Here is a 20,645-nt window from a genome sequence, read left to right as displayed (position 1 = left end):
GTGACCGCGAGGGGTTCAGCTTCGTGTGCGCCAGGCCGCTACCGCCAACCCTATCGCACCGCTTCCCTTCCTCCTCCACGCCGTGTTGCCATCAGCGCGAAAGAGGCGTGATTCTAGGCGTCGTCCGGGCGCCGCGCAAGGGGTTTCTCGAAAAATATTTACGGCCCCGCACGCTGCCGCGTGCGGGGCCGTAAATACAGGGGAGCCGAATCGTCAAGCCACACGCACCTGGCGCGCCACTATCTCCATATAGTGATCGAGATCGGGCGTCACCTTGCCCGCCTCCTTCGCCATATCGTCCCAGCGGCGCAGGCGCAGCGCATCTTCCGCGAACGGCCGCCGCAGGAACTCCGCCGCTTCCTCTTCACTGAAGATGCCGCCCTGCAGCGCCAGACTGCGCACGGAATCCGCCGACAAGCTCGCGACGTACCCGGCGTCCGTGCGGCACAGGCAACGCTTTGCGTCGACATGCAAGCGGATCGGCTCCAGCACCGCGTCGCTGAACAGCGGCCGCACGAACGGCAGCACGTAATACTGATGCAGATCATCGATCCCGCGCGCGCTCGGCGTCTCCCCCTGGCGATTCAGCAGATGTCCGAGATCGTGCAGGAAGGCCGCCGCGACCAGCGCATCGTCCGCGCCCGCCTCCTCCGCCAGCAAGCCGCTCTGCAACGCGTGCTCCAGCTGCGTGACCGGTTCGCCGCTATACGCGACGTGGCCGTGCTCGCGATACAGACCGTGAATCTCTGCCACCGTCAATGCCATCCGCTTACTCCCACGGCAGCGAAAACGTCTTCAGGTTCGTGAAGCTCTTCATCGCTTCCTGAACGCCTTCCTTATAGCCGAGCCCCGAATCCTTGATCCCGCCGAACGGCGACAGCTCGATCCGGTATCCGGGCACCTCCCATACGTTCACCGTCCCGACTTTCAGTTCGTTCACGAACCGTACGACCGCCGCCGTACTGTCCGTACAGACGCCCGACGACAACCCGAACGCAGTGCCGTTGCTGATCCGGATCGCATCGTCGATCGTGTCGAACGCGATGATCGGCGACACGGGGCCAAAGGTTTCCTCGCGCACGATCGTCATCGCCGGATCGACGTTGTCGAGCACGGTCGGCGCATACAGCGCACCGCGCCGCACGTTGCCGGTCAGCAGGCGCGCGCCGTGCGCGACGGCGTCGCCGACCCGCGCCTCGAACAGCCGCGCCGCCGCATCGTCGATCACCGTGCCCATTTCGTTCGCGGGATCGAACGGATCGCCGTACTTCCACGCGCGCGTCTTCTCGACGAGCAACTCGGTGAACGCCGGCGCGATCGAGCGCTGCACCAGGATCCGCTTGACGGCCGTGCAGCGCTGCCCCGAGTTCCGGTACGAACCGAGCACGGCGAGCGATGCCGCACGCTCCACATCGGCGTCGTCGAGGACGATCAGCGGATCGTTGCCGCCCAGCTCCAGCACGATGCGCCGATAGCCGGCCCGCGCGGCGATCGCCTTGCCGATCGACACGCCGCCCGTAAAGGTAATCAGCGACGCATGCGGATGCGTGACGAGCTCGTCGGCGATCTCGCGCGGATCGCCGGTCAGCACCTGCAGCATCGGCTCGGGCAGTCCGGCTTCGTAGAGCAAGTCCGCCAGATAGAACGCCGACAGCGGCACCTTCTCCGACGGCTTCACGATCACGCGGTTGTTGGTCGCGATCGCCGGCGCGATCTTGTGCGCGACCTGATTCATCGGGTGATTGAACGGCGTGATCGCGACGATCACGCCGTCGAGCGGCTGACGCTGAGAGAACACGCGCCGCGCCTTGCCGTGAGGTGTCAGGTCGCACGAGAAGCTCTGCGCATCGTCGCGCAGCGCCTCGACCGATGCGAACTTCAGCACGTCGGCGACGCGGCCGATCTCGTAGCGCGAGTCCTGTTTCGACAATCCCGACTCGAGCGTGATCAGGTCGGACGCTTCGTCGGCACGCTCGCGCAGCAGCGCGGCCGCGCGCTCGAGGATCTGCGAACGCTCGTAGCGCGTCAGCGCCGGCCTGTATGCCATCGCATAGTCGAACGCGACGCGCACGTCGTCGACACTCGCCAGCGGCGCCGTGCCGACGCGCGTGCCGGTGTACGGATCGGTGACGTCGAACACGCGGTCGCGCGGCGCGCGCGTGCCGCACCACCGCAGCGCCTCGGCGCGGAACGCGGGGTGGTCTTGCCGGGGATGAGCCATCATGTCGCGATCCGGTTCAGCACGAAATCGAACACGTCGAAGTTGCGCGGACGACGCGCCGGGTCGTCCCGCTCGATCCGACGATTGAACAGCAACGGCACCTCCTGCTCGGACACGCCGCCGTGCGAACGCAGCGGCACGGTCAGGCCGGACAGATCGTGCTCGCGCTCGCGCGTGCCGAGCGTCATGTCGCGCCGCGCGATCACGACGAGGTCGCCGATCCGGTCGGCCGGCAGTTCGAACCGCGCGGCAGCTTCCGCGTTGTCGAGCACGAGTTCGACGCCGTCGAGCCTGCCGACGCGCCACATCGCTTCGGCGCGGTCGGCGTCCGGCGCCAGGTAAACCGTCGCGAACGAGCCGAGCGCGCCGTGATGCACGACGTACGGATCGGTGATCGGCAGGATCACGCGCGCGGCCCGCGCGCCGAACCAGCCGTCGAATGCATCTTGCAGATAGATCACGTTCGGGCGGCCGGTCGCCGGATCGTGCTTCGCGTTCATCCCGTGGTCGGCCGTGAGCCCGATCGCCCAGCCGAGCGCGTCGAGCTGCGCGAGATAGCCGTCCATCATCGCGTAGAACGCGTTCGCGCCGGCACTGCCGGGCGCGCACTTGTGCTGCACGTAGTCGGTGGTCGACAGGTACATCAGGTCGATCTGGCGCGTCTGCGCGAGCCGCACGCCGGCCGCGAACACGAATTCGGACAGCGCCGCGCTGTACACGTCGGGCGACGGCAGGCCGACCCAATCGAGCACGTCGACGATCCCGTTCTCCGCGAGATTCGCCTGTGCGGCCTTCTCGGCGGAGAAGCAGATGCCGTTCATCTTCCAGCCGAGCAGCCGCCGCAACTTGTCCTTCGCGGTGACGACGGCCACGCGCGCACCCGCGTCGGCGGCCGCCGCGAGCAGCGTGCCGGCCCGCAAGTAGGCCGGGTCGTTCATCATCACTTCGGCGCCGCGGCCGCCGTCGGCGGCCGGATCCCAGAAATAGTTGCCGCAGATCCCGTGCACCGACGGCGGCGCACCGCACACGATCGACAGGTTGTTCGGGTTCGTGAAGGTCGGCACGACGCAATCGGCGCGCCACGCAGTGCCTTCCGCGATCATCCGGCCGATGAACGGCGCGACGCCCGCTTCGACGGCGCGCTCGAGATAGTCGGACTCGCAGCCGTCGACGCAGACGACGACGGTCGGTTCGACCGGCAGCCGGTAGCGCCGGCCGTTGACGTCGACGCAGCGTCCGGCGAAATCGGCCGAACCCTTGCCGGCGGTTGGCGGCTCGCCGGGATGCCGCAACGCGAACGCGGCGTTCACGATGCGGCCCGCGTGCCGCGCGGCACGCGCGCGGCGATCAGCAGCAGCGCCGCGAGCGACGCGCCGAGCATCAGCAGCGACAACGCCGATGCAGGCAGGTAGTAACCGCGCTCCACCTGGCCGATCACGACGATCGGCACGGTCGCGAAACCCGGCGGATAGACGGTGAGCGTCGCGCCGAGTTCGCCGAGCGACAGCGCGAAGCCGAGCGCGAGGCTCGCGCGCAACGCCGGCACCAGTTGCGGCAGCAGCACGCGGCGCAGCACCATCGCGGGCGGTGCGCCGAGGCTCGCGGCCGCTTCGCGCAGCACGGTCAGCTCGGGGCGCAGCGCTGCCGCCGCGCAGCGATAGCAGAACGGCAGAATTAGCGCGAGTTGCACGAGCACGACGATCGCCGCGGAACTCGACAGATCGAGCGGCTTCTGGTGATACGCGATCAGCACCGCGAGCCCGAGCACGACGCTCGGCACGCCGTTGGGCGCCATCACGAGCGCGTCGACGAGCGCGCCGAGGCCGCGGCGGTCACGCCCTTCGAGCGCAAGCGCGAACCACAACCCGAGGATCGTGCCGAGCGCCGACACGCCGAAGCCGATTTCGAGGCTCGTCCGCAACGCGTCGTATTCGGGCGACCCGAGCCGCTCGAACCAGCGCAGGCTGTAGCCGGCCGGCAGAATCGTGCCCGACCACTGCGTCGACACGCTCGACAGCGCGACGACGATCACCGGCAGCACGAACAGCCAGAAGCACGCGAATGCCGCCAGCGCGAACGCCGCGCGCGACGCATGCTTGAGCAGCGTGTCGCGCCAGCCGATCCTGTGACGCGGCACGGCTTGTCCGATACGGAATTCAGCGGACATCGTTTCCTCCCGTCGCACGCCGGTTCACCCGGCGATAAACCGCATACAGCGCCAGCGACAGCGCGAGCATCACGACCGCGCCGGCCGACGCGGTCTGCAGGTCGAGATCGACGGTCGCGCTGCTGTAGATCGCGACCGGCAGCGTCACGAGCCGCGCGCTGCCGAGCACGAGCAGGATCCCGAATTCATTCAGCGTCAACAGGAAGCACAGCACGGTGCCGGCCGCGATGCCCGGCCACGCGATCGGCAACACGACGCGGCGCGCGAGCATCCAGCCGGACGCGCCGAGACTGCGCGCCGCTTCGATCAAGCGCAGGTCGAGCGTCGCGAACGACGCGAGCGTCGGCCGCACGACGAACGGCGTGTAGAAAACCGTCTGCGCGAGGATCACGCCGCCGATCCCGAACAGGAAGTCGAGCGGCGGATTGTCGAGATGGAACAGATGCTGCAACGCGATGCTGATCGACCCTTGCGAGCCGTACAGAAAAATCAGCGTGAACGCGACGAGGAACGACGGGAACGCGACGTACAGCTCCAGGAAACGCGTGACGAGCGACGCGCCCGGAAACGGCTTGAAGAACAGCAGCGCGGCAAGCAGCACGCCGAGCACCGACGCGGTACCCGCGCTCGCGAACAGCACGCCGAAGGTCGTCATCAGCACGTTGCGCGTATCGGCGTTGCCGAAGAACGTGCGGTACGCGGCGAGGCTGAGCCCGTGATCGCCGGACACGCTCAGCAGCACGAGGCGCACGAGCGGATAAACGACGAGCGGCCCCAGCACGACGATCGCGAGCGCCGCGAAGTGCAGGTCCCCGACGCGCTTGCGGCGCCGCGCGGCGGCGGCATGCGCGGCGGCCGACGCATGCACCCGCGGCGGCAGGCTTGCTTCAGGGCTCGATAAGGACGACATCGTCTGCCTCGCAATGCAGGGACACGCGCGCACCGCGCTCGGGGGCCGCGCCGCGGCCGCGTTGCATCGTCACGCGCACGGGTTCGTCGGGCGCCGCGTCGATCACGACCGCGATCGACAGGTCCGCGCCCTGCCATTCGACCGACGACACCGTGCCGTGCAGGCCGCCTGCAGCGGGCGGCATCACGGTCAGCCGCTCGGGACGCACGCACGCGACCTTGCCGCGCGCGTCGTGGCGCGGATCGCCGAGCGGGAAAATCACGTGCGGCGGCAGCAGGTTCGCCGGGCCGAGATAACGCGCGACGTAACCGTCGTGCGGTGCGTCGTACAGCTGCTGCGGCGTGCCGAGCTGCGCGATGCGGCCGTCGCGCATCAGCAGCGCGCGGTCGGACAGCACGAGCGCGTCGTCGCGATCGTGCGTCACGCAGACGATGGTCAGGTTCGGCAATCGCTCGTGCAGCGCCTTCAGCTCGCTGCGCACCGATGCGCGCAGGTTCGCATCGAGCGCCGACAGCGGCTCGTCGAGCAGCAGCACGTCGGGCTCGATCACGAGCGCGCGGGCCAGCGCGACGCGCTGCTGCATCCCGCCCGACAACTGCGCGGGCAGGTGATGGCCGGCGTCGCCGAGCTGCACGAGCTTCAGCGCGTCGGCGACGCGGCGCGTCACTTCCGGCGACGCCATCCCGCGCGCGCGCAGCCCGAACGCGACGTTCTCGAACACCGACAGGTGCGGGAACAGCGCGTAATTCTGGAACAGCAGACCGAGATTGCGCTTGTGCGGCGGCGCATGGGTCAGGTCGCGTCCGGCCACGGTCAGCGTGCCGGTCAGGCCATCGGCCTTCACGAACCCGGCGATGAAGCGCAGCAGCGTGGTCTTGCCGCAGCCGCTCTTGCCGAGCACGGTCAGAAATTCGCCGGCGCCGATCGACAGCGACAGATCGTCCAGCACCGTGCGCGCGCCATAGCGCACGCTCAGGTGTTCGATCTGCACGCCGCCCGGCGCGCCGGACCGCAACGTCGCGCGCGGCTCGGCGGCGCCGAATGCGCCGGGATGGGTCAAGGTGGTGTCCACCGGGTTCATCCTCTTGCTCTTGAATTCGGGCGGCGTGCGCCGGTCACTTCGGCTTGACGACGTCGAGCTGCTTGCCCGAGCTGCCGATCACGTCCTTCTTCCAGCGCTCGATCCACTCCGGCTTCTTCGCCATCACCTGCGCCCAGTCGACCGGAATCAGCTTCACGCCCGCAATCGCCTTCTTCACCGCTTCGCCGTTCTTGCCGGCGAGCGGCACGTCGGTACGGCCCGGAATGCCGTACATGTCCGGCACCTTCGACTGCACTTCGGTCGACATCAGGTAGTCGATCAGTTTCTTGCCGGCGTCCTGGTTCGGGCCGCTCTTGATCAGGCCGATGCCGTACGGCAGCTGGAACGTGGTCGGCTGGTCGCCGGCCTTCGCGGCCAGGAAGATCGGTTTCACCGATAGCGCGCCGTGCTCGGCGTCGTCGAGGTCCATCTGCAGATCGCCGTTCGCGACGCTGATTTCATTGCGCGACAGCAGCACGTTCAGGTAGCCGGTGCCCTTCGTGTGGAACTTCACGCTCTGCGACAGCTTCGCGAGGTACTCGAACGCCTTGTCCTCGCCCATCAGCGTGGTCGTCAGGATCAGCACGGCCATCCCGTCGCCGGCGGTCGCCGGGTTCGAGTACGCGACCTTGCCGGCATAGCTCGGCGACAGCAGGTCGGCGAACGTCTTCGGCTGGTTCTTCACGGCGTCCGGGTTGATCGCGAACGAGAAGTAGTTGTTCACGAACGTGGCCCACGTGCCGTCTTCAGCCTTCGCGATCGCCGGCACGTTCTTGTAGTTGACGCTCTGGTAAGGCTGCAGCAGGCCCATCTGACCGGCTTGCTGGATGAACGGCGGCAGCGTGACGATCACGTCCGCCTTCGGCGAATTCTTCTCGATGTTCGCGCGGTTGACGACTTCGCCGCTGCCCGCCGTCACGATGTTGACCTTCACGCCTTCCTTCTTCTCGAACGCCGGCAGCACATCGCGGTAGAGGTTCTCGAGACCGTCCGCCGTGTACAGCACCACCGCGTTCGCCGCATGCGCGGGCAACGCCGCGCCTTGCAGCAGACCGGCGGCGCAGGCGGCCAGCGCGAGCTTGCGGAACGCGCCGGCAGCGGCGCGCGAGGAATTCTGCAGTGTCATCTCACTTCTCCGTAGGCGGAACACCAAGCGGCCGGGGCACGATCCGGCTCCTTCCCGTCGAGCAAACCGGCAACCGGCCTGCCTCGCGGCCGCGCTGCAGGTGGTTTCGCGCGGCAACCGAAGGATCACAGCGTTCGATGACAACCCCGTGACGACTGCCACAATTTCCAAAAAATGACACATTTTGCCAATATCATGCAAATCCATTCAGAAATGCCGCCCGGCATTCCGATTGCCCCTTGCTTGAGGAAAATCCATGTCCGACCCGATTCTACTGACGCCCGGCCCGCTCACCACGTCCGCCACAACACGCCACGCGATGCAACATGACTGGGGTTCGTGGGACGCCGCTTTCAATCAGTTGACGGCGAGCGTCTGCGCGGATCTGGTCGCGATCGCGCGGGGCGGCGACGCGTACGTGTGCGTGCCGATGCAGGGCAGCGGCACGTTTTCGGTCGAGGCCGCGCTCGGCACGCTGGTGCCGCGCGACGGCGTCGTGCTGGTGCCGGACAACGGCGCGTATTGCGCGCGCATCCTGACGATCCTCGCGCGGCTCGGCATCGACGCGATCGCGCTGCCGTTCGCCGAGGATGCGGCGGTGGACCCGGCTGCGGTCGAAGCCGCGTTCGCGCGCGAGCCGCGCATCACGCACGTCGCGCTAGTGCACCTGGAAACGAGCGCCGGCATCCTGAATCCGCTCGACGCGATCGCGGACGTGTGCCGGCGGCACGGCAAGCGGCTGATCGTCGATGCGATGAGTTCGTTCGGCGCGTTGCCGATCGCGCTGGCCGACAGCGGGATCGACGCGCTGATCTCGGCGAGCGGCAAATGCCTGGAAGGCGTGCCGGGAATGGGATTCGCGATCGTGCGGCGCGATGTGCTCGACGCGTGCGCGGGCAATGCGCCGTCGCTCGCGCTCGACCTGCACGATCAGTACGCATACCTGCGCAAGACCGGCCAGTGGCGCTTCACGCCGCCGACGCACGTGGTCGCCGCACTGCGGGCCGCGCTCGACCAGTACCTTGCCGAAGGCGGCCAGCCGGCGCGCGGCGCGCGTTATGCGGAGAACTGCCGCACGCTCGTCGAATCGATGCGCGCGCTCGGCTTCGTGCCGTTCCTGGACGCCGGCGTGCAGGCACCGGTGATCGTCACGTTCCACGCGCCGGATCATCCGGATTACGATTTCCGCCGCTTCTACGACGCGGTGCGCGACGCGGGCTTCATCCTGTATCCGGGCAAGCTGACGCAGCTGGAAACGTTTCGCGTCGGCTGTATCGGCGCGATCGATGCCGACGACATCCGGCGCGCGGTCGAGGCGATCGCGCAGGCGGTCGAATCGCTCGGGATTGCCGTGGAGCGCGCATGAGTGCACGCGCATGAACCGGCCCGCGACCGCGCGCGCCGGGTGCGCCGGGTGCGCAAACAAAAACGCCCGGAGGCCCACAGGCCGCCGGGCGAACGCACCGAGAGTGCGTGGAGCCGATGCTTACAGTTCGATCCGCTTGATGTCGCCGACGACGAAGATGTAAGACAGCGCGCCGATCAGCGCGATCACGCCGATGAACACGAGCGCGCCGACGAACGAGCCCGTCGATGCAACGATGAAGCCGACGACGAGCGGCGTGATGATCCCCGCAAGGTTCGCCGCGAAGTTGAAGATGCCGCCCGTCACGCCGAGCAGGCCGTCCGGCGCGATATCGGACACGAGCGTCCAGCCGAGCGCGGCCATCCCTTGCGCGAAGAACGCAACCGACATGATCGCGATCACCGCTTCGTTGCTCTGCACGTAGTTCGCGAGAATGATCGTCGACGCGAGCAGCAGGCCCGCGATGATCGGCAGCTTGCGCGCGAGGTTCGCCGACTTGCCGCGACGCAGCAGCCAGTCCGAGAAGATCCCGCCGAACATCACGCCGACCGACGCGGCAATGAACGGCATCACGGCGAAGAAGCCGATCTTCAGCCAGCCCATGTGACGCTCGGTCGCGAGATAGGTGGGGAACCAGGTCAGGAAGAACACGAGCGTCGAGTTGCCGGCGAACTGGCCGAGGCAGATGCCCGCGAGCTGACGCTTCTTCACCAGCCGGCCGACCATCGACCAGCTGAACTTGGCCTGCGCGGGCTTCGCGCCCGTGTCGCCGGTCTTGCGCGCACCATGCACGAGGCCGCCGCCCGCTTCGATGTACGCGAGTTCCTCCGAGTTCGCGGCCGGATGGTTGCGCGGCTCGTGATAGAGCTTCCACCACACGAGGCCGAACGCGATGCCGACCGCGCCGACCACCCAGAACAGCGAGCGCCAGCCGAACGCGCCCATCAGCGCGAACAGCACCGGGCTGAAGAATGCGAGGCCGATGTACTCGCCGACGGTATAGGTGCCGGTCGCCATCGCGCGTTCGTTCTGCGGGAACCACGTCGCGACGACACGGCTGTTCGTCGGAAAGCACGGCGCCTCCGTCACGCCGAGGCCGAGCCGGCACGCGAGCAGCGTCGCGACACCGGGCACGAAGCCTTGCAGGAACGTGCACAGCGACCACAGCGTCATCGACCAGTAATACGTGACCTTGCTGCCGAAGCGGTCGAGAAACAGGCCGCCCGGCACCTGCATCGCCACGTACGTCCACGAGAACGCGGAGAACATGATGCCCATCACCGCCGCGTTGATGCCGAGTTCCTTGGTGAGCTGCGGCGCAGCCACCCCCAGCACCGTACGGTCGAGATAGTTGATCATCGTGCCGATCGCGAGCAGCGCAAGGATCTTGTAGCGCGCCGATGTCCGCCGGACCGTGCCGGCCGCCTGCGCCGGCGCGGCGTTGGTGTGGGTGGTGTGCTGCATGGGTGTCTCCTGGTCTCTTTTTCCAGCTAGTAGGTAGAAAGGTCAGCGCGCGACGAGCGACTGAAAGTGCTCGAACATTCGCTCGTCGTCCGGCGTGCGGCCGGTGAAGATCTCGAACGCATCGACGGCCTGGTACACAGCCATCCCGCCGCCCGGCAGCGTCGCGCAGCCGGCCGCGCGCGCGGCGCGGAGCAGTTCGGTCTCGAGGGGGAAATACACGATGTCGGCGACCCACATGCCGGCATGGAGCAGCTCGGCCGGCAGCGGCAGGCCCGGATGCTTGACCATGCCGGTCGGCGTCGCATGGATCAGGCCGGTTGCGGCTTTCACCGCGACCGCGAGATCGTCGCCGGCCGTGACGCGCGCGGCCGGGAAGCGCTGCTGCAGTTCGCCCGCGAGCGTGACGGCACGCGTGCGGTCGACATCGAAAATCGTGAGTTCGGCCGCGCCCATCTGCAGCGCCGCATGCGCGACGGCCGCGCCCGCGCCGCCCGCGCCGAGCTGCACGACGCGCTCGAGCGATGCGCCGGGAAGCCCGCGGCGGAACGATTTCGCGAAACCGGACCAGTCGGTGTTGTGGCCGATCCGCTTGCCGTCCTTGAACAGCACGGTATTCACCGCGCCGAGTGCGCGCGCGTCGTCCGACAGTTCGTCCAGATGTTCGATCACGCGCTGCTTGCACGGATGCGTGATGTTCAGGCCGTTGTAGCCCATTCGCTGCGCGGCATCGAGTAGTTCGGGCAGCGCGTCGGCGGTCAGCCCCAGCACATCGAGATCGATGCGGCGATAGACGTAGCCGAAACCCTGACGGAATCCCTCTTCCTCATGCATCGCCGGCGACAACGAACCGCCGATGCCCTGGCCGATCAGAAAGGACGGCCGGCTCATTGTGCGGCTCGCTGTGCGAAAAGGGTCGACAGGCGCTGCAGCGCGAACACGTAGCCTTCGGTACCGCAGCCGCAGATCACCGCTTCGGCGATGGCCGCGATGTACGAGTGGTGACGGAATGCCTCGCGGCGGTGCACGTTGGAAATGTGCACCTCGATCACGGGTTTCGCGATCGCGGACAGCGCGTCGGCCAGCGCGACCGACGTGTGCGTATAGGCAGCCGGGTTGATCACGATGCCGTGCGTGTCGTGACGCGCGGCATGCAGCCAGTCGATCAGCTGGTGCTCGGCATTCGACTGGTGGAAGTCGATCTCCAGACCGAGGCCTTCGGCGGCCGTACGGCAACGCTGCTCGACGTCTGCAAGGGTTTCCGCGCCGTAGATGTGCGGTTCGCGGGTTCCCAGCAGATTCAGGTTCGGGCCGTTCAGCACCAGCACCTTGTGCTTGCTCATGACGATTTCTGCTCCAAAAACGGGGGCGGGACCTTGCCGGCGCCGCCCCGTGACAATCAGGATGTGGCGCTAGTGTGCGCCGGCAGACGCCCGCTGTCTTTTCGGGTTTTCGCCTATTTGTACCATCTAGTTAGTTTGTATAATTTGCATCACTTCCCTAGTAAATTCGGGATATGGCGTCCGCACGAAATTCAACGGCTGGTTCATCCCGGCCCGGTTCGGCCCACGCCCCGCCCCGTTCATCCGCAGGATTCGCCCATGCAGCGCTCGATCGCCACGGTGTCACTGTCCGGCACGCTCGCCGAGAAGCTCGCCGCCATCCAGGCCGCCGGTTTCGACGGTGTCGAAATCTTCGAGAACGACCTCGTGTACTTCGACGGATCGCCCGCCGACGTGCGGCGCATGGCCGCCGATCTCGGCCTCGACATCGTGCTGTTCCAGCCGTTTCGCGACTTCGAGGGCGTGAGCTCCGCCCAGCTCGCGCGCAATCTCGACCGCATTCGCCGCAAGTTCGACGTGATGCACGCGCTCGGCACCGATCGCATCCTGGTGTGCAGCAACGTGTCGCCCAACACGATCGCGGACGACGCGCTGCTGGTCGACCAGCTCGGCGCACTCGCCGAAGCCGCGCGGCAGGCCGGCGTGATCGCCGCGTACGAGGCGCTCGCGTGGGGCAGCGTCGTGAAGCGGTACGGGCACGCGTGGCAGCTCGTGAATGCGGTGAACAGCCCGCACCTCGGCCTCGCGCTCGACAGCTTCCATACACTGTCGCTCGACGACTCGCCGGACGGAATCGCCGACATTCCGGGCGACCGGATCGCGTTCGTGCAGATCGCCGATGCGCCGAAGCTCGTGATGGACGTGCTCGAATGGAGCCGCCACTACCGCTCGTTCCCCGGCCAGGGCGACTTCGACCTCGCGCGCTTCACCGCGCGCGTGATCGAGTCCGGTTATACGGGGCCGCTGTCGCTCGAGATCTTCAACGACGGCTTCCGCGCCGCGCCGACCGCGATCACGGCCGCCGACGGCCACCGCTCGCTGCTCTATCTGGAAGAACTGACGCGCGCGCGGCTCGCGCAGGACGGCCGCGTGCCGGCCGCCGCGCAGCCGCTGTTCGCGCCGCCGGCGCCGCCCGCGCACGTCGGGTTCCAGTTCATCGAATTCGCGGTCGACGCGCAGGCGGCGGCCACCGTCGGCGAATGGCTCGGCCGCATGCGGTTCCGGCTCGCAGGCCGCCACCGGTCGAAAGACGTGACGCTGTTCCAGCACGGCGCCGCGTCGATCGTGCTGAACGCCGAGCGCGATTCGTTCGCCGATGCGTTCTTCCAGCAGCACGGGTTGTCGCTGTGCGCGTCGGCGTTCCGCGTCGACGACGCGAAAGTGGCGTTCGAACGCGCGGCCGGCTATGGCTATGCGCCGTTCTCCGGCCGTGTCGGCCCGAACGAGCGCGTGCTGCCGAGCGTGAAGGCGCCGGACGGCAGCCTCGAATACTTCGTCGACGAAGCGCCGGATGCGCCGACGCTGTATGAATCGGATTTCGTGCTGACCGATATCGACGGCCCGACCGAAGTCGGCCCGCTCACGGGCATCGATCACGTGTGCCTTGCGCTGCCGGCCGACGCACTCGATACGTGGATCCTGTTCTTCAAGACCGCGTTCGGCTTCGAAGCCGAGCGCAGCTGGCTCGTGCCCGATCCGTACGGCCTGATGCGCAGCCGCGCGGTGCGCAGCGCCGACGGCTCGGTGCGGATCGCGCTGAATGCGTCGGTCGACCGCCATACGGCCGTTGCCGAATCGCTCGAGCGGTATCACGGCACCGGGCTGAATCACGTCGCGTTCCGGACCGACGACATCGTGAAGACGGTCGCCGCGTTCGCGGCCGACGGCGTGCCGTTCCTGCGGATTCCGCCGAACTACTACGACGATCTCGCCGCGCGCTACGCGCTGCCCGACGAGCTGATCGACACCCTGAGCGCCCATCATCTGCTGTACGACCGCGACGAAAACGGCGGCGAATTCCTGCATGCGTATACGGAACTGGTCGACAACCGCTTCTCGCTGGAAATCGTCGAGCGGCGCGGCGGTTACGACGGCTACGGCGCGACCAACGCGGCCGTGCGGCTGGCCGCGCAGGCACAGCGCAGGAAATGAGGAAGGAGATATTCGGTCCGGTTGCGGGGTTGCAGGGGCGGACCGAAGCAGACTGACGCGCCCCCGACCCTGAACCGCCCGGCGCGCGAACGCACCATCGACGGGAAGACCGCCGCAACGCGCCGCCAGCAAAGGCTGCACGCGTGCGGCGGGGAATGCGCGCCGGCGCACGTGTTACATCCGGTAACCCGCGCAGCGCCGCACCATCGATGCAGCCGACACGCTTTTAAGAATCGCTTAAGTCTTCGACGGCACCATCCGGAACCAGTAACCCGATGGATATCCCGAAAAGGAGGACAGCGATGAGCGCCGTAGATGCACCCGCGGGCCGCCCGGCCGCGCCCCCTGTAAAAAAGACGATGCTGCGCCGCTTGCTCAGCCATCACGAAATCGCGACGCTGCTCGTGCTGCTGCACGCACCGATCGGCGCGAATGCCAAACCCGAATTGCCCGCGCTGCAGGAAGCCGGCCTCGTCGAGATGATCAAGCTCGACGCCGACACCTCACCGAGCTTCCGCCTGACCGAAGACGGCACGGCCGTCCTGAAAGGCCTCGGCTACCGCTGAGCCGCCGCGTTCCCCTTCCCGCACCACCCCGATCATCCCGCCGCGCGGCCCCCGGCCGGCGCGGCGCGTCAACCTGCGCGGTCCTGCAGCATCAACCGGTATTCGGACGGCGTCACGCCGACCGTCGCCTTGAACTGGCGCGTGAACGCGCTGTGATCCGTATAGCCGCATAGCGCGGCGACGTCCGTCACCTTGTCGTGGGTGACGAGCAGCGCCGTGGCCGCGTCGAGCCGCGTCTTCAGCAGCACCTGGCGCGGCGTCAGGTGAAACACCTTGTGGAAGTAGCGCTCGAGCTGCGCGACCGACATCCCGGCCATCTGCGCGAGATGCTTCAGGTTCAGCGGCTGCACGTAGTGATCCTGGATGTGCTGCACCACGTCGGCCAGCTTGCTGTACGCCGGATGCGACCCCTCGTGCGCCTTCAGATCGCGCGAAATCCCCGCGAGGCCGACCACCTTGCCGGCTGCGTCGCGCAGCGGCTCCTTGCAGGTCAGGCACCAGCCCGGCTGGCGGCCCGGATACAGATGCAGCTCGAGCTGATCCATCAGCTGCTGGCCGGCGTTGATCGTCGCCATGTCCTGCTCGAAATAGGTCCGGCCGAAACGGCGCGGAAACACTTCGTCAGTCGTCTTGCCGAGCAGGTCGCGCTTGTCCTTGTAGCCGCAGCGCATCGCCAGCGTGCGATTGACGAGCGCGTAGCGGCCTTGCGCATCCTTCACGAAGAACGCGACGTCCGGCAGCGCGTCGAACACCGGCTCGAGCAGGCGGAAGTGCGCGAGCATCGCGCCGAGGTCTGTGTTGTCGGGCTGGTAGCGCAACGTTTCGGACAGGGTCATGGGCGGTGCGGCAAGGAAGGTCGTCATCCCGGCGGGTGCGAACGGAGTGGCTGATGGCGTCGATTATAGGAGCGACCTGCGAACGCGTCGCGGCGTTCATCGGGCGCGTGATCCCGCGGCGGATGATCCCGGGCGGGCGATCGGGCCGCGCGGCGAACGGGCGGATCGTGCACCGCGCGAGCCGATCGGGCGATCGCCGATCGGTCAGGCAGCCTAATGCCGCGGCGCGCGATGCGTTCGCCGTCCAGCGGCTGCGCGGCCGAAAGCGGCCCGGCGGTTGTGCGCGCAACCGGTACGCCATTCGCGTGTCCACCCGGAAACGATTTCGCTTCGGGCCGCCGCATGTCGCGAACGTCGCGCGGCAACGCCAGCAATGGCCGCAATGGCCGCACACCGGCCGCCCGAACTCGCTATCGTAAAAATGCCGCCGTGCCGCGTCTTGGCGCGTTTGCGCATCACGAATGACGATTTCAGCATATATCAGGGTTATCGACGATATGCCGAAATCGTCGCCGGCCGCGCACCGAACGCGCAAGACGCGGGGATTTTCGCTGCCTAGACTTCGCTCAACGGTCACGAGACGACATCCCGCCGCCCCCGCGCACGCCGATTCCGGCACAACCCGCGCAGCGGGCGGCATACGCGGCCCGGCTTCCGCACCTGCCTGCATACCGCTACGTCTCGCCCGGCTTACCGCACCGGCCCGCTGGCCGGCCGCGGCCCAACCACGCCATCAAGGGGAAGTGAAAGTGAAGCTGAAGGTATCGCACGTCGCGCTGGCAGCTGCCTGCGCACTGTCGGGCGCACACGCCATCGCCGCCGACGTCGTCAAGATCGGTTTCGCCGCACCGCTGACGGGGCCGCAGTCGAACTACGGCACCGACATGCAGAAGGGCGTGCAGCTCGCGATCGCCGATTTCAACGCGACGCATCCGACGATCGGCGGCAAGCCGGTCACGTTCCAGCTGGACTCGCAGGACGACCAGGCCGACCCGCGCACCGGCACGACGGTCGCGCAGCGGCTGATCGACGACAACGTCAGCGGGATCATCGGCCACTTCAACTCGGGCACGAGCATTCCGGCGTCCGACCTGTACGATCGCGCGGGGCTGCCGCAGATCTCGATGGCGACGTCGCCGCAGTACACGGCCCGCGGCTACAAGACGACCTACCGGCTGCTGACGAGCGACGCACAGGCCGGCCGCATCGTCGGCACGTACGCGGTGAAGACGCTGCACTTCAAGCGCATCGCGATCATCGACGATCGCACGGCCTATGGCCAGGGCATCGCCGACGAATTCGCGAAGGCCGTGCAGGCCGCCGGCGGCACGATCGTGAAGCGCGACTTCACGAACGACAAGGCGCTCGACTTCTCGGCGATCCTGACCAACCTGAAGGGCATCAATCCCGACGCGGTCTTTTACGGCGGCGGCGATGCGCAATCTTCGCCGATGATCCGCAAGATGCGCCAGCTCGGGATGAAGTCCGCGTTCGTGACCGGCGAGATGTCGCGTTCGCCGACGTTCCTGAAGGTCGGCGGCGAAGCGGCCGAAGGCGCGATCGTCTACATGGGCGGGCTGCCGAAGGAAAAGATGCCGGGCTTCGCCGGCTACGCATCGCGTTACAAGGCGCGCTTCAACGAAGACGTGATCACGTATTCGCCGTATTCGTACGACGGCACGATCGCGCTGCTCACCGCGATGAAGGAAGCGAACTCGACCGATCCGAAGGTCTATACGCCGTATCTCGGCAAGGTATCGGTCAAGGGCGTGTCGGCGCCGAGCATCGCGTACGACGCGAAGGGCGACCTGAAGGACGCGCCGGTGACGATCTACAAGGTCGAGCGCGGCACGTTCAAGCCGGTCGACACGATCGCCGGCAACTGATCACTTACCCCCTGTCACGCGCGGCGCCGCACGCGGTTCTTCCACGTGCGGCGCCGCGTGGCTTTTTGCGTCGAGCGACGCCTGAGGCCTCCGCCGGCAGCCCGCCGCGCGCATGCATTTCGCGCTCCTGTAGAATCCCCCCACCCGCCTTGACGCTTCGTCTCCGTCGCGCCCCATCCTGGTGCGACGGTGAATGTGCCGTGTTCCATCCGATACGCGACACACGCTCGACGACGCAAGCCGCGCCTTGCCAGTCCATGCCGATAGCGGGCCCTGGAGACGCAGCACCGACAACTACATTCGAAAACCGATCGTCCTGACCATGCAAGCTTCCGAATTGAGCGGCGTGCCTCGCGCCGCCGAACGCGCGCTCACGCGCAGCGACTACAAAACCCTTGGCCTTGCCGCACTCGGCGGCGCGCTCGAGTTCTACGACTTCATCATCTTCGTGTTCTTCGCGCCCGCGATCGGACAGCTGTTCTTCCCGCACGACATCCCCGACTGGCTGCGCCAGCTGCAGACGTTCGGCATCTTCGCGGCCGGCTATCTTGCACGCCCGCTCGGCGGCGTGATCATGGCGCACTTCGGCGACCTGTTCGGCCGCAAGCGGATGTTCACGCTCAGCGTGCTGATGATGTCGGTGCCGACACTGCTGATGGGGCTGTTGCCGACCTACGAATCGATCGGCATCCTCGCGCCGGTGTTGCTGCTGCTGTTCCGTGTGCTGCAGGGCGCAGCAGTCGGCGGCGAAGTGCCGGGCGCGTGGGTGTTCGTGTCCGAACACGTGCCGTCGCGCCACATCGGCTATGCGTGCGGCACGCTGACCGCGGGCCTCACCGCCGGCATCCTGCTCGGCTCGCTGGTCGCCGCCGGCATCAACAGCCGTTACTCGGGCGCCGAAGTCACCGCGTTCGCGTGGCGCATCCCGTTCCTGCTCGGCGGCGTGTTCGGGCTGTTCTCCGTGTACCTGCGCCGCTGGCTGCATGAAACGCCGGTGTTCGCCGAAATGAAGGCGAAGAAGGCGCTCGCAGCCGAGATTCCGCTGAAGGCCGTGCTGCGCGACCACGGGCGCGCGGTGATCGTGTCGATGCTGCTCACGTGGATGTTGTCGGCGGCGATCGTCGTCGTGATCCTGATGACGCCCGCGCTGCTGCAGAAGCAGTTCCACCTGACGCCCGCGACCACGCTGTTCGCGAACAGCATCGCGACGCTGTGCCTGACGGCCGGCTGCATCACCGCCGGCTCGCTCGCCGGCTGGATCGGCGCGAAACGCGTGCTCGGCATCGGCGGCCTCGTGCTGGCCGCGTGCTACTACCTGCTGTTCGCGCAGGTCGCGGCCGACGCGTCGACGCTGCCGCTGTACTACGGGATCGCCGGCTTCGCGGTCGGCACGATCGGCGCGGTGCCGTTCGTGATGGTCCGGAGCTTCCCGGCGGTCGTGCGCTTCTCTGGCATCTCGTTCTCGTACAACGTCGCGTACGCAATCTTCGGCGGCCTCACGCCGGTGATCGTGTCGCTGATGATGAAGTCGAATCCGCTCGCGCCGGTCCTCTACGTCGCCGCGATCTGCGTGCTCGGCGCGATCGCCGTGCAGTTCTCGAAGGATGCGAAGGATCTGAAGGACGCACGCTGAACGTCGGCGCGCACGCGCCGGCCGGATGAACGAAGGGCCGAACCCCGCTGCGTGCGGGATTCGGCCCTTTTGCGTTGCGTCGGCGGCGCGGCGCGTGTGCGGCGCAGCGTTCGCCTCAGTGCAGCGCCGTTCTCCGGCTCAGCGCAGCAGGCCGTACGACGAACTCGGCCGGCGCAGCGCGTCGATGCTTGCACCGCCCGCACCGGTCACGAACAGCAACAGGAAGCCGCCGGCGATCGCGATGTTCTTCCAGAAGTGGATCACCATGTCGTGCTGGACCGCCGCGTCCGTCGCGTCCCAGAAATTGTGTCCGACCATCGCGGTCGCGACCGTATAGACCGCCAGCAGCAACGCGAGCGGCTTCACCTTGTAGCCGACGATCAGCAGAAGCGCGCCGAGCGCTTCGATCGTCACGACGATCGGCCCCATCACCTGCGGATACGGGATGTTCATTCCGTGCAGATAGCCGATGAACTCGCTGTAGCCGAGCAGCTTCATCACGCCGCCCCACAGAAACAACGCCGCCAGCGCCAGGCGTGCGAAAAAAATGACGCCGGAATCGACGGAACGCGTCATGCCTCTCTCCTCGTGTGCAATTCGGCCGTCCGCGCGGGACATGCCCGTCCGGGACATGTCCGTCCGGGACGCGCCCGTCTGGGACACGTCCCGTGCGGTGCGGGCCGCGCGGCCCCGTGGGGCCGGCGGCAAATGGGCCAGCATAGAGGGTCTTTCCGCAGGGTCCAAGAAAAAGGTTGTAGCAAATCTTTACACTGCGGCGATGGCGCGGGTGCGGCGGCGCAGCGGAAATCGGCGCGCGCGCGTGCCCGAAAATAACGGGAACCGGCCCTAACCGGCGTCGCTCAACAGCACGCCCTTCTTGAAGATGAAGCACCCGTAGCCGCGCAGCTCGCCGGTGACGATCACCGCATACGCCTGCTGTGCGCGCTCGTAGAACGCGAAACGCTCGATGCCCGTGAGCGGCACCGCGCGCCCTTCCGCGCGATCGATCTCGGCCTGCACTTCGCGCTGCACGGGCGGCACCGCGGACGGATCGCCAACGACCTCCATCCGCCACGCGGGCGTATCGACGTAACTGTCGAGCGGCAGCACGGACAGCACCGCGCGGGCGACCCGCGCGGAGTCGGCGCCGTCGATGCGCAGCGGGCGACCGACGACCGTGTGCTCGGCGACGGATTCCGCCGGGAAATTCGCATCGCAGATCACCACTTCATCTCCGTGGCCCATCGCGCGCAGCGCGTGCAGGATGTCGGCGTGCAGCAGCGGATCGAGATTCTTCAGCATGTGAGCAAGTCTCCGGGATCAGGAACGAACCGCATAACGTTACCCGATCCCGGCGCGGCCGGGTACGCGCCGTTCGCGTCACGACACCGCGGCCGGCATTTCGTCGATGAAACCCGTAACGGACTTCAGGCGCCCCGACGCATCGACGGTGCCGAAATCCGAACCCTTGACGATCGCCGCGCCGTCGGGCGACACGAGCGCCCACGAGAAACGCAGGTGCTGGCCGAATCCGTCGACGTCGGTCGTACGGTGAAAGCGATACGCGGGAAGGCGTTCCTGCACGGCCGCGATCATCGCGTCGATGCCCGCGTGGCCATCGCCGGCCATCAGCGGATCGCGGTAGGCCGCGTCGCTCGCGTACGTCGCATCGACCAGCGCGCGCCGCGCTGCGGCGTCCGGTTCGTTCCACGCGTCGAAATAGCGGTCGATCAGTTCGGCGTGGGCGGACTGGGCGGTTTGAGCGGTATTCATGCGAGGCTCCTGATGTGATTGACGGAAGACGATGCCGCGAACGTTTCGGGTTCGCGTGGCGCTATCGTCGCCGGCCGCGCACCGCCGGTCGATTACGTTCGAGGTAAGCAAATCGCGCCGTCCCA

19 protein-coding genes are annotated in these 20,645 nt (G+C 67.4%); 5 read left to right on the top strand and 14 right to left on the bottom strand.

From position 1 onward, the window contains the following. Window positions 1–213 precede the first annotated feature (213 nt). The 7 genes from BSE24067_RS24530 to phnS are packed head-to-tail and all read right to left on the bottom strand — an operon-like array spanning window position 214 to window position 7,505. Window positions 214–765 carry a phosphonate degradation HD-domain oxygenase gene (locus BSE24067_RS24530; protein WP_151066049.1) on the bottom strand — a complete coding sequence of 184 codons (552 nt, stop codon included), beginning with the start codon at window positions 763–765 and terminating at the stop codon, window positions 214–216. A 4-nt stretch (window positions 766–769) separates the two neighbouring features. Then, entirely contained in the window at window positions 770–2,224 is a 1,455-nt protein-coding gene (gene phnY / locus BSE24067_RS24525; RefSeq protein ID WP_151066050.1) for a phosphonoacetaldehyde dehydrogenase, read from the bottom strand. Further along, window positions 2,221–3,531 carry a phosphonoacetate hydrolase gene (phnA, locus tag BSE24067_RS24520; RefSeq protein WP_151066051.1) on the bottom strand — a complete coding sequence of 437 codons (1,311 nt, stop codon included), beginning with the start codon at window positions 3,529–3,531 and terminating at the stop codon, window positions 2,221–2,223. Before phnA ends, phnY begins: the two co-directional genes overlap by 4 nt. Further along, complete coding sequence (gene phnV, locus BSE24067_RS24515) at window positions 3,528–4,388, bottom strand: 2-aminoethylphosphonate ABC transport system, membrane component PhnV (protein WP_151066052.1); 861 nt, start codon at window positions 4,386–4,388, stop codon at window positions 3,528–3,530. Before phnV ends, phnA begins: the two co-directional genes overlap by 4 nt. Further along, window positions 4,378–5,298, bottom strand: a complete 921-nt coding sequence (gene phnU, locus BSE24067_RS24510; RefSeq protein WP_151066053.1) for a 2-aminoethylphosphonate ABC transporter permease subunit — start codon at window positions 5,296–5,298, stop codon at window positions 4,378–4,380. Before phnU ends, phnV begins: the two co-directional genes overlap by 11 nt. Continuing rightward, complete coding sequence (phnT, locus tag BSE24067_RS24505; protein ID WP_151066054.1) at window positions 5,276–6,379, bottom strand: 2-aminoethylphosphonate ABC transport system ATP-binding subunit PhnT; 1,104 nt, start codon at window positions 6,377–6,379, stop codon at window positions 5,276–5,278. Before phnT ends, phnU begins: the two co-directional genes overlap by 23 nt. A 34-nt stretch (window positions 6,380–6,413) precedes the next feature. After that, the gene (phnS, locus tag BSE24067_RS24500) at window positions 6,414–7,505 is read right to left on the bottom strand and encodes a 2-aminoethylphosphonate ABC transporter substrate-binding protein (protein ID WP_151066055.1); all 1,092 of its coding nucleotides are present in this window, start codon (window positions 7,503–7,505) and stop codon (window positions 6,414–6,416) included. Between the two features lie 256 nt (window positions 7,506–7,761). On the opposite strand from phnS, the gene BSE24067_RS24495 reads away from it, so the two are divergent. Further along, window positions 7,762–8,871, top strand: a complete 1,110-nt coding sequence (locus BSE24067_RS24495) for a 2-aminoethylphosphonate--pyruvate transaminase (protein WP_151066057.1) — start codon at window positions 7,762–7,764, stop codon at window positions 8,869–8,871. A gap of 120 nt (window positions 8,872–8,991) precedes the next feature. Here the strand turns inward: BSE24067_RS24495 and BSE24067_RS24490 are convergent, their stop codons facing one another. The 3 genes from BSE24067_RS24490 to aroQ are packed head-to-tail and all read right to left on the bottom strand — an operon-like array spanning window position 8,992 to window position 11,675. Then, on the bottom strand, window positions 8,992–10,335 hold the full coding sequence (locus tag BSE24067_RS24490; RefSeq protein WP_151066058.1) for an MFS transporter: 1,344 nt from the start codon (window positions 10,333–10,335) through the stop codon (window positions 8,992–8,994). A gap of 42 nt (window positions 10,336–10,377) precedes the next feature. Then, window positions 10,378–11,223, bottom strand: a complete 846-nt coding sequence (locus BSE24067_RS24485; RefSeq protein ID WP_151066059.1) for a shikimate dehydrogenase — start codon at window positions 11,221–11,223, stop codon at window positions 10,378–10,380. Beyond that, window positions 11,220–11,675: a type II 3-dehydroquinate dehydratase gene (gene aroQ, locus BSE24067_RS24480; RefSeq protein WP_151066060.1), complete on the bottom strand. Its 456-nt coding sequence runs from the start codon at window positions 11,673–11,675 to the stop codon at window positions 11,220–11,222. Before aroQ ends, BSE24067_RS24485 begins: the two co-directional genes overlap by 4 nt. A 258-nt stretch (window positions 11,676–11,933) precedes the next feature. On the opposite strand from aroQ, the gene BSE24067_RS24475 reads away from it, so the two are divergent. Together BSE24067_RS24475 and BSE24067_RS24470 are read left to right on the top strand one after the other, a co-directional pair. Beyond that, on the top strand, window positions 11,934–13,826 hold the full coding sequence (locus BSE24067_RS24475; protein ID WP_151066061.1) for a bifunctional sugar phosphate isomerase/epimerase/4-hydroxyphenylpyruvate dioxygenase family protein: 1,893 nt from the start codon (window positions 11,934–11,936) through the stop codon (window positions 13,824–13,826). A gap of 302 nt (window positions 13,827–14,128) precedes the next feature. Further along, on the top strand, window positions 14,129–14,392 hold the full coding sequence (locus BSE24067_RS24470; RefSeq protein WP_151066062.1) for a hypothetical protein: 264 nt from the start codon (window positions 14,129–14,131) through the stop codon (window positions 14,390–14,392). Between the two features lie 68 nt (window positions 14,393–14,460). Here the strand turns inward: BSE24067_RS24470 and BSE24067_RS24465 are convergent, their stop codons facing one another. Further along, on the bottom strand, window positions 14,461–15,255 hold the full coding sequence (locus BSE24067_RS24465) for an AraC family transcriptional regulator (RefSeq protein ID WP_151066063.1): 795 nt from the start codon (window positions 15,253–15,255) through the stop codon (window positions 14,461–14,463). Between the two features lie 722 nt (window positions 15,256–15,977). On the opposite strand from BSE24067_RS24465, the gene BSE24067_RS24460 reads away from it, so the two are divergent. Then, window positions 15,978–17,114 carry a branched-chain amino acid ABC transporter substrate-binding protein gene (locus tag BSE24067_RS24460; RefSeq protein ID WP_151066065.1) on the top strand — a complete coding sequence of 379 codons (1,137 nt, stop codon included), beginning with the start codon at window positions 15,978–15,980 and terminating at the stop codon, window positions 17,112–17,114. A 322-nt stretch (window positions 17,115–17,436) separates the two neighbouring features. After that, window positions 17,437–18,747 (top strand): MFS transporter, encoded by a 1,311-nt coding sequence (locus tag BSE24067_RS24455; RefSeq protein ID WP_151066066.1) that lies wholly within the window; start codon window positions 17,437–17,439, stop codon window positions 18,745–18,747. A gap of 138 nt (window positions 18,748–18,885) precedes the next feature. On the opposite strand, the gene BSE24067_RS24450 is transcribed toward BSE24067_RS24455, so the two are convergent. From BSE24067_RS24450 to BSE24067_RS24440, 3 genes are all read right to left on the bottom strand, one after another. Then, window positions 18,886–19,323 (bottom strand): DoxX family protein, encoded by a 438-nt coding sequence (locus BSE24067_RS24450; RefSeq protein WP_151066067.1) that lies wholly within the window; start codon window positions 19,321–19,323, stop codon window positions 18,886–18,888. A 270-nt stretch (window positions 19,324–19,593) separates the two neighbouring features. Next, a complete protein-coding gene (locus BSE24067_RS24445; protein WP_151066068.1) occupies window positions 19,594–20,049 on the bottom strand; it encodes an RbsD/FucU family protein in 456 nt (151 codons plus the stop codon). Window positions 20,050–20,127: 78 nt separating this feature from the next. Then, window positions 20,128–20,520 carry a nuclear transport factor 2 family protein gene (locus BSE24067_RS24440; protein ID WP_151066069.1) on the bottom strand — a complete coding sequence of 131 codons (393 nt, stop codon included), beginning with the start codon at window positions 20,518–20,520 and terminating at the stop codon, window positions 20,128–20,130. Between the last annotated feature and the right edge of the window lie 125 nt (window positions 20,521–20,645).

This window comes from Burkholderia latens, assembly GCF_902499045.1.
GTDB lineage: Bacteria > Pseudomonadota > Gammaproteobacteria > Burkholderiales > Burkholderiaceae > Burkholderia > Burkholderia latens.
The sequence above is the reverse complement of the archived record's forward strand: the minus strand, read 5'-3'. Positions and strand labels throughout refer to the sequence as shown.

Coding starts and splice junctions, on each gene's coding strand:
- aroQ (WP_151066060.1), bottom strand. CDS start 11,675: ATGAGCAAGCACAAGGTGCTGGTGCTGAACGGCCCGAACCTGAATCTG.
- BSE24067_RS24530 (WP_151066049.1), bottom strand. CDS start 765: ATGGCATTGACGGTGGCAGAGATTCACGGTCTGTATCGCGAGCACGGC.
- BSE24067_RS24455 (WP_151066066.1), top strand. CDS start 17,437: ATGCAAGCTTCCGAATTGAGCGGCGTGCCTCGCGCCGCCGAACGCGCG.
- phnY (WP_151066050.1), bottom strand. CDS start 2,224: ATGATGGCTCATCCCCGGCAAGACCACCCCGCGTTCCGCGCCGAGGCG.
- BSE24067_RS24490 (WP_151066058.1), bottom strand. CDS start 10,335: ATGCAGCACACCACCCACACCAACGCCGCGCCGGCGCAGGCGGCCGGC.
- BSE24067_RS24465 (WP_151066063.1), bottom strand. CDS start 15,255: ATGACGACCTTCCTTGCCGCACCGCCCATGACCCTGTCCGAAACGTTG.
- phnV (WP_151066052.1), bottom strand. CDS start 4,388: ATGTCCGCTGAATTCCGTATCGGACAAGCCGTGCCGCGTCACAGGATC.
- phnT (WP_151066054.1), bottom strand. CDS start 6,379: ATGAACCCGGTGGACACCACCTTGACCCATCCCGGCGCATTCGGCGCC.
- BSE24067_RS24470 (WP_151066062.1), top strand. CDS start 14,129: ATGAGCGCCGTAGATGCACCCGCGGGCCGCCCGGCCGCGCCCCCTGTA.
- BSE24067_RS24495 (WP_151066057.1), top strand. CDS start 7,762: ATGTCCGACCCGATTCTACTGACGCCCGGCCCGCTCACCACGTCCGCC.
- phnS (WP_151066055.1), bottom strand. CDS start 7,505: ATGACACTGCAGAATTCCTCGCGCGCCGCTGCCGGCGCGTTCCGCAAG.
- BSE24067_RS24485 (WP_151066059.1), bottom strand. CDS start 11,223: ATGAGCCGGCCGTCCTTTCTGATCGGCCAGGGCATCGGCGGTTCGTTG.
- BSE24067_RS24445 (WP_151066068.1), bottom strand. CDS start 20,049: ATGCTGAAGAATCTCGATCCGCTGCTGCACGCCGACATCCTGCACGCG.
- phnU (WP_151066053.1), bottom strand. CDS start 5,298: ATGTCGTCCTTATCGAGCCCTGAAGCAAGCCTGCCGCCGCGGGTGCAT.
- BSE24067_RS24450 (WP_151066067.1), bottom strand. CDS start 19,323: ATGACGCGTTCCGTCGATTCCGGCGTCATTTTTTTCGCACGCCTGGCG.
- BSE24067_RS24475 (WP_151066061.1), top strand. CDS start 11,934: ATGCAGCGCTCGATCGCCACGGTGTCACTGTCCGGCACGCTCGCCGAG.
- BSE24067_RS24440 (WP_151066069.1), bottom strand. CDS start 20,520: ATGAATACCGCTCAAACCGCCCAGTCCGCCCACGCCGAACTGATCGAC.